Consider the following 18,094-nt stretch of genomic DNA (forward strand, 5'->3'; position numbering starts at 1 on the left):
GATCGTCCCCTCCCCTCAACACGTCGCGGCGGTCCGCACCGTCCCGGTCAGCCATTCGACACAGAGCCTGATATGACGCCCGTTCAACTCCAGGCTCAGATCGCCGCCGGTCGACGAGCCGTCCGGAAAGAACCGGAAGCCGCCCACGGCGGCGCCCACGCGCGTCGCGGCGGCATAGGTCAGCTTCGCCTGGATGTCCGGCGCAAAGGTACGCGGCCGGACGACGTCCGAGCTGAAGGCCCGGCGGTCGACGTCGATGCTCAGGGTCATCACGCGGTTCTGCACGATCGCAGCCGAGCGCGTCGCGCGCAGCGCCGACGCAATCTCGCCTGTCGCCGCATCGAGGCTCACCGTGCCGGCGCCGCGTGACAGCAGCGGGACGGCGGCGGATACCGTCAGCGCCAGGATGACGAGCACGGCAAGCATCTCGACCAGCGTAAAGCCGGCGCTCGCCTCGTCCCGTCCCAGTTCCGCCCGCGCGCTCATCGCCCCGCCAGATCATTGATGCTGAGGACGGCGTTCATCACCGGCATGATCAGCGCGCCGATGATCAATGCGATGCCGACCGTCATCGCCGGCGTCAACGCCGCCATGAAGCGATCGACGCTGGTCTGCAGCTGCTTCTCCAGCATCTGCGCCACGCGCAGCAACATGCGGTCGAGCTTGCCCGCCTCCTCGCCGACCGCGATCATCTGCAGCGCCACGGCCGGCAAGGCCACCTCGTTGCGCAGCGCGCGGTGCAACGCTGTGCCCTGCTGGATCCGCTCGATCGCCTGTTCCATGCCGGCGCGGAGATGACGGTTGTCGACGACGTCGCTCGCCGATTTCGTCGCCGCTATCAATGGCACGCCGGCCATCAGCATCGTACCGAGCGTGCGGGCGAAGCGCGCGGTGTCCTGCTGCAGAAGGAAGCCGCCGAGCAGCGGCAGCCGCAGCGCGAGCCGGTCGAGACGCCGGCGGCGGCCGGGATCACCCAGCACGAATGCGACGACCGCCCCCCCAGCCACGATGGCGGCAACGCCGCCGATCACCATCTCGAGCCAATGCGCCTTCAAGGCCAGCATCAGCTGGATGGTCAATGGCAGCGGCTTGCCGCTCTGCGTGAAGATCGGGGCCATCGACGGGATCACGCCGCCAACGATGATCGCCAGCGTTGCGAGGCTCAGCACGATCAGCATCGCGGGATAGATCAGCGCCGACTGGATGCGCGCACGGATCTCCGCCCGCCGCTCCAGGAGCTCGGCGAGCTCGGTCAGCACCTGCGCCAGCCGCCCGCCGCTCTCGCCGGCGCGCACGACAGCGACATAGTCGGCCGGGAAGATGCGCGGCTGCGCCTGCATCGCCTCCGACAACGGGCGGCCATTGAGGACATCGGCGAGCAGCGCCTCGACCAGGGTGCACAGCCGTGCTGCCGAGGCCTGCGTCTGCACAATGCGCAAGGCGTCGTCCATCGGAATGTCGGCCGCGCAGAGCGTGGCGAACTCGCGCGTGAAGGCCAAGAGGTCCGCGCGCGCCGCGCCGTTGCCGAGCGTGATCTCGCGGTTCCACCATGCCGTGCCGGCGCTATCGGCGGCCTGCATCTGGAACGGCGACAACCCCTGCGCCCACAGCGTCGCGCTCGCCGCATCCGCGGACGCAGCCTCGATCGTCCCCTCCGCGAAGGAGCCGTCGGTGCCGTAGGCGCGGTAGCGGAAGCGCGGCATCAGTCGAGAATCCTGCGTCCGGTGTCCTCGACCCGCCGCCGCGCCGGCTGCCGGCGATGCGGACCCTCGATCGCCATGAAGTGGCGGTACTCCTCGGTCACGCTGCGCGCCTCGTCGAGGCTGCGCATCACGTGCGGCCGGATCAGGATGATCAGCTCGGTCTTGCCGATGACGTTGTCGCGGCTGCCGGCGAAATTGCCGATGAACGGGATGTCCCCAATGATCGGCAGCTGGCTGCGGCCGGTGGTGCGGCCCTCCTGGATCAGCCCGCCCAGTACCAGCGCGTCATTGTCGTTCACGACCACCGATGTCCTGATCTTGCGCTGCCGGATGGTCGGCGAATCGATGTTCGATGACGTGGTCGGCGCCACGCTCGACACCTCCTGCTCGATGTCGAGCAGCACCCGCCCGCTCTCATTGATGCGCGGGATGATCGACAGGATCACGCCCGTATCCTTGTAGCTCACGGTATTGACGATCGGCGCGCCGGGCGTCAGGGTGCCGGTCGCCGACTGCGTCGTGATCGGCACCTGATCCCCGATCTGCAGCACCGCCGGCTTGTTGTCCATGACCGCCAGCGACGGCGAGGACACGATGTTGACGTTGGTGATCTGGTTCAGTGTGTCGATCGTGGCAGCGATGTTGGCCGCTGTCAGCGCGTAGGAGAAGCCGGGAAACACCGAGCTGACGGCGCCGGAGGCCGCCTCCGTCAGGGTGAATTTCGAGCTGTGCTTCTGCATGTACCATTGCACGCCGAAGCGCAGCTCGTCGTTCAGGGTGACCTCGGCGATTGTCGCCTCGATGAGCACCTGGTTCGGCATCTGGTCCAGCCGCTCGATCACCTGCAGCACGCGCTTGTAGTCGGCCGAGGCCGCCTCGATCAGGATCGCGTTCTTGGCCTCGTCGGCGACGATCCGCAGCCGCGGCCCATCCGCATCGCCGTCGCGGCCGGTGGGTGCAGCCGGAGCCGCCGCCGGCATGACGCTCGGCGCAGCAGCCGCCGGCGCCGCATTGCGCATGCCGCCAAAGCCGCCGCCGGACGCGCCGAGCCCGCCGGTGAAGGACGGCGACGACGATCCGGACAGCCCGCCTCCGGAGGGCGACGGCTGCGACTGCACGCTCGCCTCCTGATAGTTCGGCGCCACGGTGCGCCGACCGGCTGTCGCCGTCTGCGTGTCCGTCGGGAACATCGACTGCAGCACGTCGACCAGCTCCTGGGCCCGCCGGTTCTGCACCGCATAGGTGAAGAGCTGCTTCTCGGACCCTTGCGCCTGCGCGTCGAGCTTGCGGATCCAGGTCTCGGCGCGGCGCAGATACGCAACCTGCGGCGAGATCACCAGGATCGAGCGCAGCCGCTTGTTGGGCACGAACTGCACCATGCCGGCCATCGGCCCGTCGCGGTCCGAGGCAAACACGCTTTTCAGCTCGCTTGCGATCGCATCTGGCGCCGAGGTCTTGACTGGGATCAGCGCGAACGACATCCCCTTCATGGTGTCGACGTCGAACAGCGCGATCGCATCCATCATCGCCGCGATCTCCTGGCGATTACCCGAGAGCGTGATCAGGTTGCGCGCATCATCGACCCGCACCACGCCGCCGCGCGGCGCGATCGGCTCGACCACGCGCCGGATCTCGGAGGCCGAGACATATTTCAGCTGCACCACCTGCAGCCCGTTGCCGACCATCTCGCCGCCATCGGCCGGATCGTCGGTGCGATACGCGGATGACACCGCCGTCTGGTCCGCCGCCACGATGCGATAGATGCCGCGATTGTTGACCACGGCCGCATTGTTGGCCCGCAGCGCCGCCTGGAACAGATCGATCACGGCGGCCCGCGCCACCGGCTTCGGCGTCTGAATCGTGATCCGCCCCTCGATCCCCGGATCGACCGTGTACTTGACCCCGAGAATATCCCCGAGCACCGTCTTCGCCGCCTGCGGCGCCGGCACGTTGACCAAATTGATCGTGACGCCGTCGGCCACGTCCTCCGCACCGCGCGACACCGCCCCGGTCGTCGGCTCCCCGACGAAGCGCCCGGTGCCTTCCATCACGGTGGCCGGGCCGCCTTTACTGTCGTCGAGCAGCGGCGAACCCGAGATCCTGCTGGCCCTTGCACTCCCCGCGGGCGACCGCATCGCCGCCTGCGCCTGTGCAGCCGATCCCACCTCCGCAGCACTCGTGCTCCAGACGAACGACGACGTCCCCTCCTCCAGGGTCTGGCACGCCGAAAGCGCCAGCACCATGGGAAGCGCCATGTACCCGCGTCTGCAAGACTCACCACGCACAGCCGTTCGCCCCAACCCGAAGCAGCCAAGGCTGCTCAACAACTAACAGGCGGAGACTAGAGGGTTTTGAGAGCGAGAGATATTGCTGGCAGGACACGCCGGTGAGTCATACACATGCTTTGATACGCGGAGGTAAGGCGACAGCCGTAAGACTCAATCCTGGATTGCGCACTTACAATGGGAATTTCGACCAGACTTTTCCTACTCGTCGATCGCCATAGCATCACGCACCCAATCAACGGTTAAACGCACTGTCACCATAATCCTCGCCACCAGATCCTCGGATCGGCCCTGTACTTGCCCCCCCCGAGCACCGTCTTGGCCGCCTGCCGCACCGTTACCCGGCGAGATTGATGCTGACACCTTCGGCAACATGCTCCGCACCGCGCGGCACGACGCCGGTCGGCGACTCACCGACGAAGCGTCCGGCACCTTCGACCATGGTGGCAGGGCCGCCCTTATTGTCATCGAGCAGCGGCTAGTCCGAGATCCTGCCGGTCCGAGCACTCCCCGCCGGCACCCGCATCGCCGCCGGCGCCTGCGCCGCCGATCTCGCTTCCGCACCACCCGTACTCCAGGCGAACGACGTGCTCTCGTCCATGGTCTGGACGCCGACAGTGCCATCACCATGGGAAGCGCCATCCACCCGTGCCTGTAAGCCTCGCCAGGCACTGCCGCTTCCGACAACCTGAAGCAGCCATGGCTGCTCAACATCTAACAGGCGGCGACTAGAGGGTTTCGGGAGTGAGAGATATTGCTAGCAGGGACACGCAAGTGATTCATTCACAAGCCTTGACACCTGCAGTTTCGGTCAAAAAACGCATCACACTTTCGATCTGACCGCACCCGCTCATCGAGCGCCAATGACGTCGTAACACCACACACCTAGTCAACAATTTAGGCGCACTCAATTTATCCAATCAAGCTCCTCAGCGCGGCGTCAATGCTTTGTGATCAACTCGTCACCCTTAACTAAACATAATTCTCATCTCCGCCAACGCCTCTCGACTCGCAGTCAATCCCGTCGCTCCAGACGCATTGGACCGGAGCACCTTCTGCTCCTCTGAAGTCAACACGATGAATTCATCAGGTGATTTAATCCGCCTTTTGAACAGACTATCCACGAGGGACAGCTCATCTGAGTCAAACTCAAACTCATGCTGCCACCTGTGAAGAGCATCGTGACCAGACAAAAATTGACGCTCAATCAGAAGCGCACCTTCCTCAAATACGACGGACCAAGGCTCCACGGCTTCCACAACTGATCCTTCGGCTCCGCACCAGAACGCCGCCGTTACAACCGGAATTACCTGCCCCTGGACGTCCTGAATAACGTACCGCAGCGCCTGCTCTTTAAGAGTTACGAGATCTGAAGGCAGACTGAATAGAAGATGTTCACTAAGTCCTTTCGTTGCATCTACCGGTCGATCGACCGTAAGACGGAGAGGATTTCTAGAGCTTTCTGAATAATAGAAGACACCAACGAACTGAGTCTTACTGGGTGCAAATGCGACGGCCCCCCGCGAGTCCGCGTTATCTTGAACACAGTAGACGTTATCATCCCACGATTGAGAGCTAACCATATATGGCGCTCTCGCAACAAAGACTGCATGCGCGATTGATGCTAGCACTGCTCCTTCCCACAATGAGCGCGGATCCGGTATTGGGCTTTTCATTGCGTCCTACGGAAGAATGTTGGATTTGGCACGATTTTCTGCACGCGATATAACTTGCGCATTACTGTAACTATTGGTTCCCCCGAAACTCCGTGGGAATATATGGTCGATTTGCCACTCGTTCGGATCCGGCACCATCCCGCTCTGGCTCTTAAGTGGCTGACTTAAGACCTGACCAGAGATGTCTGAACGCACTACGCCCCCATTTCGGCTCATGTTCTCTCGAATGATCGCATCCTTTTGTGCCGCAGTAAACTCTCCAAAGTAATCAACAGGTCTGGAGTCCTTAAGATTGCTGTATGGTCCCCTTACCGAGTCTACCCAGTCTTGATAGGCGTCTCCTATGGCGCCCCCGAGTGCGCGCGCAATATATACTAGGGCAGGATCTGCTGGTCCGGTCTCGGCAAACACTACCATAGCAATCGAACCTGCGATCAGTCCTCCAGCTATTCGCCCTCCCTCTGCATTGAACAGGTAGCCAAATGCACCAGTCACCGCGCCGTTTGCGAATTTTCCGCCTCCCGCGACAGACGCGGCGCCGCCGATGACAGCATTGGCTGTAAGCGCGGCAACCCCGTTCAGCCTGTTAACTACCGGACCGAATGCGGCACTCACTCCCCCCGATAGAGCACCAGATTTGCAGTCTCCGCCGGAAGCAACAGAGGATCCACAGCCGACCAGTGCATGACCGGCAACATTGAATGCGTACTCGGGAGTCCCAAAAGCTGGCTGCGTGTGTGGCCCCACTATGGAGAACTTATCCATGTTACCAGCGGCAAGGGCGTCAGTTGCGCCTCCGACGACCGCGAAAGCAAACGCCGTTGCTGCTGCTATTGCACCCGCTCTCAGCGCCTGACTGAGACTACCGCCCTGCAATCCCGTAACGAAGGCCGCAGCCACACCTGCCGCCGCAAATGGCCCAATGAACGGTGTCAGCCCAATTGTGGCAGCCAGCTGCACGATGCTCGCCAGGATCGGGACCTGCTGGAACAGCCGCTGAATCGGTTTAGCAATCCAGTTGAAGATGCCGCCGAAGAAATTGGAGAACCAGTTGAATCCGTTCGGATCGGTGAACGTCAGCGGGTCGTTGCCGACATACGAGTACCGGTTCCATCCCTGCGGATTGAGCGGCTCGGTCACCGTTGGATCGGCGCTGGTGAAACGCGCCAGCAGCGGATCGTAAACCCGGCCGTTCAGGTGCACGAGGCCGGCGACCGAGAGCTCCTCCTGGCCGGTGAAGCCGCGCGTCGTCTGGCTGGTGGTGCTGCCGGCGACGTCGTCGGTGCCGTCGACGTTGCGGCGCTTGCCCCAGGCGTCATACGACAGGCGCTGCTGCAGCAGACCGTTCTCGTCGGTGAGCGCCACGATCGAGCCGAGATGGTCGGTGTGGAAGTAGCGCATCGTCAGCGTGGCGCCGCTGGCGGCGGTCTGGGTGACGCGCATGCCGACCTTGGCATTGCCGACCGAGAGATAGTCGGTCCATTTCTGCGTCGTCGTGCCGGAGTTCTGCACCTCGGCCATCACGCCGAAGCCGGCAATGTAGAGCGTCGTGCCTTCCGGCGTCACCTGCTTGAAGCGCTGGTGCTCGGTGTCGTCGACGAAGGAGATCGTCCGCGTGCCTTGCGTGATGCTCGCCGGCTTGTTGTAGGAGGTATAGACGATGCTGCGGCCGAGGCCGGAGGTCTGGTTGCCGTTGGCGTCGTAGGTGAAGGTCGCATTGATGCTGCCGCCGGCGACGCTCATGACGGCGTGCGGCAACGGCGCTCCGGCCGCCGGATAGACGTAGGTGCCGACATCCGACTTCGACAGGATGTTGCCGATCGCGCTGTAGGAATAGGTCTTCACCAGCGGCGTCGGGTTGAGGCTGGTCGTCGACGTCGTCAGCCGGTTCAGCCCGTCGTAACTGAAGCTTTCGCTGACATTGGTGTTGGCGTCACTGCGCGAGGTCAGATTGCCGAGCCGGTCGTAGCCGAAGCTCAGGTTCTGCACGGCGCTGCCGGTGCCGGTGGCGACGCTGGTCAGCCGCCCCGTCAGCGGGTCGAAGCCGCGCGTCGTAACGAGACCGTTGCCAGCCGTCTGCTGCGTCAGATGCCCGTCGGCATCCATCGTATTCGCGGTCCAGAAGGCCTGGCTGGTGGCGTCGTCCTGCAGCTGGTTGGCGAAGCCGAGGCTGTTGTAGCCGTAGCGCGCGGTGAAGCCGGAGGGGTAGCTGACCTTGATCAGCCGGCTGTTGGCGTCATAGGTCGCACCCATCGTGTAGGTGGCGCCATCGATCGTGGTCGCGACCTGCTGCGGACGGCCGAGGCTGTCATAGCTGAAGCTGCGGGCAAAGCCGTTGCCCGAGCCGGAGGTGATACCGCTCGAGGCCAGCTTGCCGATGCCGTTGGCCGCGGTGTCATAGGCCCAGACCGAGGTCATGTCCGGCTCGACCCGCTGCACCATGCGGCCAAGCTTGTCATAGCTCAGACTGACCGTCTGGCCCTTGGCGTCGGTCTGGGTGACCAGCTGCCCCAGCGTGTTGTAGCTGTAGGTCCAGTTGCCGAGATCGGGATCGCTGCTCGCGATCTTGCGGCCCCTGAGATCATAGGTCGCGCTGACAATATTGCCCAGGGCATCCGTGGTCTGCACCAGATTGCCGACCGCATCATAGGCATAGGTCATGGTCTTGCCGAGCGTATCGGTGACCGAGACCACCTGGCCCTGGCTGTTCTTGGTGACCGTGCGCGTCTGGTTCAGCGCGTTGGTCTCGACGACGGTCAGGCCGTGATAGGCGGTCTGCGCCACGCTGCCGTCCGGCTGGGTCGACGAGACCACGCGTCCCAGCACGTCATGGCTGAACGTCGTGTATTGCGGCGTGCCGCCGGTCAGGAAGTACGGCCGGCTGGTCTGCGCGACGCGCCCGAGCGCGTCATAACTTTTGGTCGCCTGCACCGTGCTGCCGTCGAACCCCTGGGTGCGGCGGCCGATCTCGCGCTCCAGCGTGTCGAAGAACACGGTCGTGACGGGGCCGTTCACGGTGGCGCCGTCGGCGGCGTAAGGCGTTTCCTGCACCAGATAACTCGCGCCCGACAGACAGCTCGCGCTGCCGCCGTTCACGCCGCTGCAGAATTGGTAGGCCCAGCGCGTCTGCGTGCCGTCCGAGCGCGTCTCCTGCGTTTTGCGGCCGAACTCGTCATAGCTCCACGTCGTGGTCAGGCCGTTCGGGCCGGTGCGGCTGACCGGCTGGCCGAAGCGGCCGTCATATTGCAGCGTCTCGCTCTGCCCTAGTGCGTTGCTGTTGGACGTCGCGAACTGCCCGCGCGCGTCATAGCTGGTCGTGCTCGAACGCGAGACAATGTCGGCGCCGCTGACGGTGACCGACTGCTTCTGGCCGAACGCATTGTAGACATAGTCGGTCTGCAGCCGCAGCGTCGGCGTATCCGGCTCGACGACTTCCTGGGTCAGGAGACCCGAGGCGGAGTCGTAGGCGAACGAGGATGTGCGGGTGATGGTGTAGATATCGGAGACCGGCGTCGATCCTCCTCCGCCCGTCGCCGGTGTGTAGGTGATGACGATGATGCCCGGCGCACCGGTCGTACCAGCTGTGCTGACGCCGGAGCCGCCCGGACCACCTGCGCCGTAGAGACCCGCGGCGCCGTTGGATGCGCCTGGGCCGCCCCCGCCGCCGCCGCCGCTGCCTCCGCCGCCACCCGAACCATGCGTCGCATCCCACTCGGAGCCGCTGCTGCCACTGCCGCCTGCATTGTTGACGAACGCGATGACACCATCCCAAAAGCCTGCACCGCCGCCGCCGCCATTGCTGCCGACGCCGCCGGGAACGCGCAGCGCGCCCGCGCTGCCGCCTCCAGTTCCAACAAAGTTGTTGCCGCCCGCACCGGCGCCAGCTCCGCTCGATCCGCCGCCATTGCCGCCGCCGCCGGCGCCCGAGCCGTTCGCGCCGCTGGAGCCGCCATTGCCGCCATTGCCGTTCGGGCCAGCCGCACCGCCGCCGCCTCCCCCGCCGTTGCTGCTGGCTCCCGTTCCTCCGCCAGCGCCACCTGAGTATCTGACGGTACCGACGCCGTTGCCCGCTGCACCACCCGCACCGCCACCAGCCGGATTGAGCCCGCTGCTCACGCCGCCTCCGGCGCCGCCGCTGGCACAGACCGACTGCCACAAGCAGGCCGTCCCGGTGCCATTGAAGTAGGTATCACCACCGCTCGCACCGACATTGGCGGCACTGCCACCAACGCCACCTGCGCCGATTCGGTAGCTGACGCTCGATCCGGATTGAAGCGAGAGGTTGGAGATCTTGGCGTAGCCGCCACCGCCGCCGCCGCCGGCTCCTTCCGACGATGCATTCGAACCAGCACCGCCGCCGCCGCCGCCGATGACCTCGACGGTATTGTTCCCGCTATTCCAGTCCGCCGGAACCGTCCAGCTCGAGCCGCTGGTCAAGTAGATCCGCGTGGCCGATGAAGGCGGCGGCGGCACCGGCGTATAGTTGATGACGATGATGCCCGATGCACCAGGCGCTCCGGCAGTGCTGTTGCCGGAGCCGCCGGGGCCACCCGCACCATAGAGACCCGCCGAGCCGTTCGCCGCTCCCGCGCCACCGCCGCCGCCAGCGCCGCTGCCGCCGCCGCCGCCAGAGCCGTGGTTGGCGTCCCATTCCGTCCCGGTGCTGCCGCTGCCACCTGCATTGTTGACCCAGGCGCTGGCATTCCAATAGCCCGCGCCACCGCCACCGCCGCCGCTGCCATTGCCGCCAGCGATGCCGATGGAGCCAGCCGTTCCTCCTCCCGCTCCGGAGTTGTTGTTGCCGCCGACACCCGCGCCGATTCCGCTCGTGCCGCCACCGTTGCCGCCACCGCCCGCACCCGAGCCGTTCTGGCCGCTGGAACCGCCGTTGCCACCATGCCCGAGCGGCCCCGCCGCACCGCCACCACCGCCGCCGCCATTGCTGCTCGCGCCCGAGTTGCCGCCCGCTCCGCCGGAATATCTGACGGCACCTATGCCGCTCGCCAACGCGCCGCCGGCACCGCCGGCTGCGGCATTCAATCCACTGCTGGGCTGACCGGCATTGCCGCCCTTTGCGCACACCGATTGCGCCTGACAGGTCGCTCCGGAGCCGTTGAAATAGGTGTCGCCGCCGCTCGCACCGGCAGCCGTCGCGCCGCCTCCCGCGCCGCCGGAGCCAACGCGGTAGGTGATCGCCGCGCCTGGCTGAAGCGGGAGGTTCGATATCTTCGAATAGCCACCGCCGCCGCCACCGCCAGCTCCTTCCGTCGAAGAGTTCGAGCCGGCGCCGCCGCCGCCCCCTCCGATGACCTCGATGGTGTTGTTCGAGCTGTTCCAGTCACTCGGGACCGTCCAGGTCGATCCATTGGTGAGGAAGATCTGCGCAGCGCTGGCGAGCGACGGAGCACCAGCGCCGATCAAGAACGCCAGCGCCGCAGCTGACAGCCGGAGCGGTGCACGGGAGCGCAAGGCGCGCGGAGACACGGCATTGAACATGGTCAATTCCTTAACCAACCAAAGCAGCAGAAGATGTGAGATCTGATGAGAGGCAGCGGCCGGCTATTGTGGCCGCTGGCTCGTGACGGTCGCGCGCGTCAGACGCCCGAGATACCAATAGGACGTATCATTGGCGTAGATGTTGGACGTGGTCTTGCTGAACCCATCGGACGTCGAGACCGTCACGCGCGTGGCATTGCCAAACGAATCGTACTGATTTGATGTCGTCACGGTCGGCACTGCCGATCCATCGAGGTCAGTGCTGCTGGACACGCCCTGCGTCAGAAACACACGATACGGCGCGCTTGACGGCGAGATCGTCGCTCCATCGCTCGCATTGATGAAGCGATACGTGTTCGTCGATTGGCCCAGGGTCTGCGCGCCGAGCGTGCGAGCAGCCGAAGCGACCATGCCGATGTAAGGAAAGTCCTGCCGATAGGTCGTCGTATCCGCAATTCCGGTCTGAGCATCTCTGACCGTCACCTGACGGAACCCGAGCAACCCGCGCCCGGTCAGATCGATCTTGGCGCCTGTATAAGTATACGTCGAACTCGATGTGCCGCCGACACCATTGGATGCGTCGACCCGCGACACGACATAGAATGGGATCTGCAGGTCCTGAACCGGATAGGCGCTGGTCGTATCCTTGGCGTAAACAGTCGTGTCTGTCAGCGGAGTATAGCTGATGCTGACCGTCGCTCCGAGACCGCTTGTGATCGTGCTGATGACATCGCCAGCCGCCCCGTCGGCCCTGACGCTATAGACGTTGGTGCCGGCAACCATGGCGAATTCCAGCCGACCATCGCCGTTGAAATCACCGAGTTGGGGCCAGAAATTCTTGGCGGGCGGAGCACCGAAATTGAATCCGTAGGGCATTCCGAGTGTACGATAGCCAAATGTGCCGTCACCATTGCTCATGAACTGATAGATATAGGGACTGTTGCCGCCGATGAGCGCAAAGTCGGTCTTCCCGTCCGCGTTGAAATCGCTCGAGAACGCCATGAAGTTCGCACTCGGTTGAGCACCGAAATCCCAGCCGTTGGAGATATGGATCGAGCTGTAGTCGAACGTACCGTCTCCACGGCTCTGCATTTCGTAGAGCCAGGGCCCTTGCAGCATGATCAGGTCGGTCTTGCCATCGCCGTTGAAATCGCCCCCGATCGGCGTAAAGTTCGTGCTGCTGGTTATTCCGAAACTCCACCCGCCCGGCAGTTGCCACGAGCTGTATGTGAAAGATCCATCGCCATTGCCGAGCATCAGATAGGCAATCTTCCCGGCCGTGCTCGTCGCCGCGCCTGGACCGGCAGCAGCAAGACCGCCGAGGACCATCAAGTCCGTCTTCCCGTCGCCGTTGAAGTCACCCGTGACTGGCGTGTAGCCGGCCGAGGACGGAACGCCGAAGTCCCATCCAGGCGTCTGCACCGTGCGCCCCACGAATGTCCCGTCTCCGTTGCTCAGGAACATGTAGAGGTACTGACCAGCCATCATCGCGAAATCGCTACGACCGTCCGAATTGAAGTCACCTCCGATCGGAATGAAGTTGTCCGCCGGCGCCGTGCCGAAATTCCAACCGTTCGGGCAAGGGAACGTTACGCCGCTGAACTGCCCGTCTCCGTTGCTCAGGAAGACGTATAGATTGGCGCCGCCCAGCATCGCAAAGTCGGTCTTTCCGTCGCCGTTGAAGTCGCCGCTGATGTTCATGAAGGTCTTGGACAGACCGAAGTTCCAGCCATTCGGCGCTATCGAATTCACGTTGGTGAAGCTGCCGTCACCATTCCCAAGGAATCCGTACACGTTCGATCCCAACAGCATGACGAAATCGTTCTTCCCGTCGCCATTGAAATCAGCCGAAACCGGCACGCTCAGCATGCCCAGAAACAGCGGCCCCAGATTGGAAAGAAATCCGCCGCCAGACGTGCTGGAGCCGGACGGAGGAGTGAATGACAAGCCATTCGGGAGCGTCGTCACGGCTCCGGAGAATGACGCTCCTCCGCCATTCGCCCATTGGAACATGGTCGGCGGCAGGCAGCCGCCCGATCCGCCACAGACATTGATGGATGCGATTTCCGACACATTGCTGGTCGGGCTCTGCTGATAGGAAAGCTGATAGTCGGACACCAAGGCCGCATCCGAGAACGTCCTGATGTTGGTCAGCCGGACAGCCGTTCGGACCAACGAACCGGCCTGGTAATGTTGAATGACGTCGGGACGCGACGAATAGACGAATCCGATTGAGTTGTAGGGCGAGGCTCCCGCCGCCGCATTGCCGGTGTAGACGATGCCGCTCGGGACCGACTGCCCCGTCGTCGTGTCCGTCGTATAAGTGACCGAGAAATAGTTGCCCTTTGTGTCGCTGACCTTGTTGACGCCCCACGCGCGCGCGGTGGTTTTCCCCTGAGCCAGAACCTGCGAGTCGGCCGTTCGACCGAACTCCATGATCTGCCCAGCCTTCGTGCGCACCTCGAACCAAGCCGGGCCGCTACCGGCTATGCCGCGCGATACGATCTTGGAATAGGCATCGATCTCGGTGCGATATTCGGCGCCGTCGGCACCATAGGCGCCGCTCACCAGGATCAACCGCTGCCCTTCGAGGCAGAAACGATCATTGCCATCGAAATTGACACCACCGAGCACACCGTCCTGCGCTACCGTCCGCTGACATCGGCCGATCGATGGCAGCCCGCCCAACGACCAACCGACACCCAGCACGCCGTTGCCCCCCTGGCTGCTGTAGTCGAGCGTCAGCGACGGCACCATACCGGCGGAGCCAGGCGGAATGGCAATCGGAAGCGAATAGGTCGCGGCACCCATCTGGCCAACAGAAAACTGGCCGGGGAGCGTCATCGTTCCAGCACTACTTAAAGTAGTAAAAGACATACAAAAAAAAGCGGCGCTCAGTCCGACGCGCGCTGCTCGTCCTACCAACCCACGCGCGCCATTTTCTCGACTGGCCCGAGTCGAATTCCCAAACATCCCTGCCCCCGCAGCATCTTCACAATTCGAAATATAGCAGATGCCATTCGCGTCTGACGATCAACGGGCATTGGAACTTATTCACAACATAAGGTGATGACAAACGACGAATACAACCCGCTTCAGCAATTCCACCAAACTTCTCCTGTCGCGTGCATCGAGCGGTTAGTTCGGGTGCGAGAGGAATTTCGGCTGCTTTCCGTCGTTCGTTGGTTTTGGTTTTCTGCGGAGGTCATCTCACTCATCCCAGGGTCAAAGATGGGAATGCCGCTGCGCGCGCAGCAATTGATGCAATTGATCGTAACCGGCGATCATCTTGCCCAGATGATCGGCGTCGCCAACTCGCCATTGATGTTGATGGAGGTCGCAGGACTGACCAGAGCCATTTTGGCGAGAAGAGCGCCCTGCGGCTGGCACATCAGAGTGGCTGTCGCGACCGGACTTGGAGGCGCGAGCCGGTGCGGTCGAACTGCGTATCTCCAAGCTACGCAGGGCGAGCTACTTCCCAGGCTTTCGCAAGCGGCGGCGGATGGCGGAGAAGGCGCAACTCCCTTGATCCAGAAGGCCTATGTGCAGGGCGTCCCCACTCGCTCGGCCGAGGATCTGGCGTGGGGGGCGATGGCATGGGCAGAATCTCCAGGAGCCGGGTGAGCCGGCTCTGCGGCTGGATCGACGACACGGTGAGCGCGGTCCTCGGTCGTCCTATCGAGGGTGACGGGCTCTACCTGTGGATCGACGCTACCTACGCGAACATACGTTGCGTGAAAGTGCGCCAGAACGCCCAACTCACCTCAGTGGAGGCTATCGTTACGATTGCAGTGAAGGCGACGGCCGCCGCGAGGTTCTTGGCATGGATATCCCGCGCAGGCTCGCGCGGCGCGGGCCGGCGGTCAAGCTGCTGATCTCCGACTCGCATGAAGGCATCAAGGCCTCCGTTGCCGTGGTCCTGAGCGCCATCTGGCAACGCGGCCGGATCCATTCGATGCGCAATGTCCTGGCACCTGCCGGCAAGAGCGGACGGCTACGCATTCTCGGCGCTCATTGCCGCGGCATTCCCCCGGAACGACCCCAACACCCAGATGGTGCAAGACACTGATATGATTCCTTCCGCCGAGACCGACGCACCACTCTACACAGACTTCCTAGCTTGGCGGACAAGCCACCACTTTAACGAGAGCAACAGCGCATCGCCACTTTTTGGCGCCGAGACTGCGGCACACTGGCCACACCAATTGGCTAAATCCCCAGGACTAACCACAGAGGACTGGCTGCAATGCGGCTTCCGTGCCATCGCAGATGGTACGCGGGAGGGGTAACGGAGTGCCGATTCTACGTCGATTGTCTTTAATGTTGGGGCTGTTTCTTCTTTGCTTGGCCTTCTTCGCGCTGGCCAAATTGGCGGCCGACAAAGATCCTGGTGGTCCTCCGTGCAGCAGGGGATCCATTGCGAGCATCATGACGGGTTGCCAACCGGCATCGCGCCCCATGGCAACAGAGGACGTGATGACCTTCCAGAGGCCCGGCGGCATTTCCCGAACGGCACCTCCGAACTGAGCCACAAGATTGCTCCGAATCTGCTGGGCTTTGGTGTGCGTAAGAGCGTCTGTATCGAATGTGTAGCGCTGGCGTGAAGCAGACTGAAACGCTCTCTATGAATTCACTCCCTTGGGCAGGCCGAGATGTGGTCCGTTCGTCGCAGGTCGAAGGCATCCGCCCCGCCGCCCTCGTCTGCCGGTGCCTTGGTAGCTCAACCCGTGACTTCGTTTCCACATCTCGCATGGTCTAAGGCACGCAACCATTATCGAGAATCAACATCACAATTGAGAGCGGCGGGACCAGTGGCCGCGCAATTCGCGCGTTGAGTCGAGAGCAGCGGGAGCCGGTCGCCATTCTCCTCATAATGCGCGTATTGGCCGACTTCTTAGAGGCGGCGGTCACGGAGCTCAAAGTTTGGTCGACGGAGACGAACTTCTGGACAAGCTTCACAGTCAGACGATGTGGAAGCTCGATAGATGCGACAGCAGCTCGGCGGTCGACACATGCTTGACGATGATCGCGTCCAGTGGCCGCATCGGTGATGACGGCGTTGCCCGCCGTATCGTCATGGATCGCTGCCTGCAACGCCGACTGGTCGGCGAATAGGCTCTGGGTGAACACGACCTTGTCGGCTCCAAGGGCGAAGTCGTCGATTCTCACTTGACCGAAATGCGCGGCGAACACGAATGTGTCGTGGCCCTGCAGCGATACCGGCTCAGACATCACGCCGGCCGCTTGCGCCGCCGCGCCGGAATTCAAACTACCGCCTAGGCCATCCCCGGCGAATTGGAAGTTATCCTGCGACAGCGGACCGACGAATTGCAGGGATGAGCTGCTCGTCCCGTCACTTGGCGACAGCACGCCACTCACCTCGTCGAAATGCGTCTGCAGCGACGCGAAGACGATTTTCTGGAGGTCGATTTGGGCCGCAGTGCTGCCAAGGGCGACAAGATTGCCGCTGAAGGAGGGGGCGGCGAGCATCAGGTTGGCGCCGCCCGACGTGTTGGCGGTCACCGCGGTCGCCGTTACCGCGCTATTCGAAGCCCGAATGCCGATCGTGCCGTCGCCGTTGAGATCCTGGTGGAAGCTGGCTTCCAGCGTCTCGAGCGCCGCCGACCCGCCCGAAACGGCGCCGATCGCGTTGCTGACATACCGTCACGCCCGTGGAATTGCCGCCGAGCGCCTGAACGACTTGGGCGCTGGTCGCGCCTTGTGCACTGACCGCCGAGGCGATGGCTTCCGTCACGGCGTGGTGGAGCGAGGGCGCGGGCTCTCCGCTCGGTCCGGCGTGCGCCGCCGCCGGCTTTCCGAGGCTGCTGAACGACCATGTCTGCAGCGATGCGCTGGCGCCCGACCACATCGCGACGCTGATCGATAGGACGAATCCGCTCGCGCCGGTGCTCTGCCCGGCATGCGCCGGTTCGACGGAGACGCTGCCCGCAACCGCTGGGGCCGGATGGAAGGACGTCTCGGTGACTCGCCAGGTCGAGCCGGCGATCACCGTCCCAGCCGTTTGCTCTGCCGCCGCCTGCGCCCGCGCGCTCACATCGAACAGCTGTGCGAACACCATTGTCTTGTCGACATGCGCGAGAAAACCGCTGGTTTCGTTCGGAGCAACGGCGATCGATGCTACGGCCCCGAGATCGATCTGCTCGGCCGGGCCATGCTGGGTCTGCGCGACGGCGGAGGCCGGCTTGGATTCGTCTGCAGCGTCCGCAGCAGGCTGCTGCACATGCAACTCGTGACGCCCGCCAGCAACAGGATCGAAAATGAGGGACTGGGCGGCTTCACGCCAGCGGTCAGGAATGTCTTCGGTACGGCCAGATTCGTAAAACATGCATGCCACGATGGTGATCCTGTCCTCGAGGCCGGACAGGCGTGATGGAATTGAAGCATCGGGCAGTGATGCCGCCAGATTTTGTATAAAATGGTATCGAAGAAAGGCCGCTCGGGCCATACGCCATTGTTCGATCCGTCCGGTCGCAATCAACTATTGATCGTATTTGGGGGAGCGGCTATTTCCCGGGGTCCCAAGCCAGCCTGCGCTGGGGCAGCTCGGACATGGGCAGAGATCGGAGCGGGCACTGCAGGGGATTTGCTCCCCGTCAGCCCGTCCCGAGGACCGCTGACGCGCCGATCAGATCAGGTGGAAGCTGGACAAATGGCTCAGCAGGTCCGCCGTCGTGACGTGCTGGACGGTGATCGTGTCGTGCGCGGCGTCGGTGATCACGGCGTTGCCGGCCGCATCGTCGTGAATCGACGCCAACAGCTCTGCCTGACTCGCGAAGATGTTGTGGCCGACGACGATCGTGTCGCTGCCCGGATGGAAATCGGTAACGCTGACCTGACCGAAATGCTCGGCGAAGACGAAGGTGTCGTGTCCTGCCAGGGAGACGGCTTGCGGAGCGGGGCCGCTCGCCGGACC

The 18,094-nt window shown here is 63.5% G+C and carries 11 protein-coding genes and 1 pseudogene; 3 read left to right on the forward strand and 9 right to left on the reverse strand.

The window, feature by feature from the left end; genetic code table 11:
• Positions 1 to 15: 15 nt before the first annotated feature.
• From QW845_RS27635 to QW845_RS27660, 6 genes are all read right to left on the reverse strand, one after another.
• On the reverse strand, positions 16 to 486 hold the full coding sequence (locus QW845_RS27635) for a GspH/FimT family pseudopilin (RefSeq protein WP_315804673.1): 471 nt from the start codon (positions 484 to 486) through the stop codon (positions 16 to 18).
• A complete protein-coding gene (locus QW845_RS27640; RefSeq protein ID WP_315804674.1) occupies positions 483 to 1,703 on the reverse strand; it encodes a type II secretion system F family protein in 1,221 nt (406 codons plus the stop codon). The genes QW845_RS27635 and QW845_RS27640 overlap by 4 nt, the downstream gene beginning before the upstream one ends.
• Positions 1,703 to 3,958, reverse strand: a complete 2,256-nt coding sequence (gspD, locus tag QW845_RS27645; protein ID WP_315804675.1) for a type II secretion system secretin GspD — start codon at positions 3,956 to 3,958, stop codon at positions 1,703 to 1,705. Before gspD ends, QW845_RS27640 begins: the two co-directional genes overlap by 1 nt.
• 998 nt (positions 3,959 to 4,956) lie before the next feature.
• Positions 4,957 to 5,571 carry a hypothetical protein gene (locus QW845_RS27650; RefSeq protein ID WP_315804676.1) on the reverse strand — a complete coding sequence of 205 codons (615 nt, stop codon included), beginning with the start codon at positions 5,569 to 5,571 and terminating at the stop codon, positions 4,957 to 4,959.
• Between the two features lie 99 nt (positions 5,572 to 5,670).
• The gene (locus QW845_RS27655; RefSeq protein ID WP_315804677.1) at positions 5,671 to 11,160 is read right to left on the reverse strand and encodes an RHS repeat-associated core domain-containing protein; all 5,490 of its coding nucleotides are present in this window, start codon (positions 11,158 to 11,160) and stop codon (positions 5,671 to 5,673) included.
• 63 nt (positions 11,161 to 11,223) lie between these two features.
• Positions 11,224 to 14,004 (reverse strand): FG-GAP-like repeat-containing protein, encoded by a 2,781-nt coding sequence (locus QW845_RS27660; RefSeq protein ID WP_315804678.1) that lies wholly within the window; start codon positions 14,002 to 14,004, stop codon positions 11,224 to 11,226.
• Between the two features lie 225 nt (positions 14,005 to 14,229).
• On the opposite strand from QW845_RS27660, the gene QW845_RS34195 reads away from it, so the two are divergent.
• From QW845_RS34195 to QW845_RS27670, 3 genes are all read left to right on the forward strand, one after another.
• Entirely contained in the window at positions 14,230 to 14,784 is a 555-nt protein-coding gene (locus QW845_RS34195) for a hypothetical protein (RefSeq protein ID WP_409997973.1), read from the forward strand.
• Between the two features lie 199 nt (positions 14,785 to 14,983).
• Positions 14,984 to 15,229, forward strand: a complete 246-nt coding sequence (locus QW845_RS34200; RefSeq protein ID WP_409997974.1) for a transposase — start codon at positions 14,984 to 14,986, stop codon at positions 15,227 to 15,229.
• A 331-nt stretch (positions 15,230 to 15,560) separates the two neighbouring features.
• Positions 15,561 to 15,764, forward strand: a complete 204-nt coding sequence (locus QW845_RS27670; protein ID WP_315804679.1) for a hypothetical protein — start codon at positions 15,561 to 15,563, stop codon at positions 15,762 to 15,764.
• Between the two features lie 151 nt (positions 15,765 to 15,915).
• Here the strand turns inward: QW845_RS27670 and QW845_RS27675 are convergent, their stop codons facing one another.
• The 3 genes and pseudogenes from QW845_RS27675 to QW845_RS27685 form a co-directional block, all read right to left on the reverse strand.
• On the reverse strand, positions 15,916 to 16,683 hold the full coding sequence (locus tag QW845_RS27675; RefSeq protein WP_315804680.1) for a hypothetical protein: 768 nt from the start codon (positions 16,681 to 16,683) through the stop codon (positions 15,916 to 15,918).
• A gap of 19 nt (positions 16,684 to 16,702) precedes the next feature.
• On the reverse strand, positions 16,703 to 17,659 hold the full coding sequence (locus QW845_RS27680; protein WP_315804681.1) for a hypothetical protein: 957 nt from the start codon (positions 17,657 to 17,659) through the stop codon (positions 16,703 to 16,705).
• A gap of 147 nt (positions 17,660 to 17,806) precedes the next feature.
• Positions 17,807 to 18,094, reverse strand: a pseudogene (locus tag QW845_RS27685) (hypothetical protein); the annotation flags it as partial.

It is taken from the genome of Bradyrhizobium sp. SZCCHNS3002 (assembly GCF_032377435.1).
GTDB lineage: Bacteria > Pseudomonadota > Alphaproteobacteria > Rhizobiales > Xanthobacteraceae > Bradyrhizobium.

Excerpts from the sequence above, each read along its gene's own strand:
- QW845_RS27635 (WP_315804673.1), bottom strand. The coding sequence starts at position 486 with ATGAGCGCGCGGGCGGAACTGGGACGGGACGAGGCGAGCGCCGGCTTT.
- QW845_RS27640 (WP_315804674.1), bottom strand. The coding sequence starts at position 1,703 with ATGCCGCGCTTCCGCTACCGCGCCTACGGCACCGACGGCTCCTTCGCG.
- gspD (WP_315804675.1), bottom strand. The coding sequence starts at position 3,958 with ATGGCGCTTCCCATGGTGCTGGCGCTTTCGGCGTGCCAGACCCTGGAG.
- QW845_RS27650 (WP_315804676.1), bottom strand. The coding sequence starts at position 5,571 with ATGGTTAGCTCTCAATCGTGGGATGATAACGTCTACTGTGTTCAAGAT.
- QW845_RS27655 (WP_315804677.1), bottom strand. The coding sequence starts at position 11,160 with ATGTTCAATGCCGTGTCTCCGCGCGCCTTGCGCTCCCGTGCACCGCTC.
- QW845_RS27660 (WP_315804678.1), bottom strand. The coding sequence starts at position 14,004 with ATGACGCTCCCCGGCCAGTTTTCTGTTGGCCAGATGGGTGCCGCGACC.
- QW845_RS34195 (WP_409997973.1), top strand. The coding sequence starts at position 14,230 with ATGACAAACGACGAATACAACCCGCTTCAGCAATTCCACCAAACTTCT.
- QW845_RS34200 (WP_409997974.1), top strand. The coding sequence starts at position 14,984 with ATGGATATCCCGCGCAGGCTCGCGCGGCGCGGGCCGGCGGTCAAGCTG.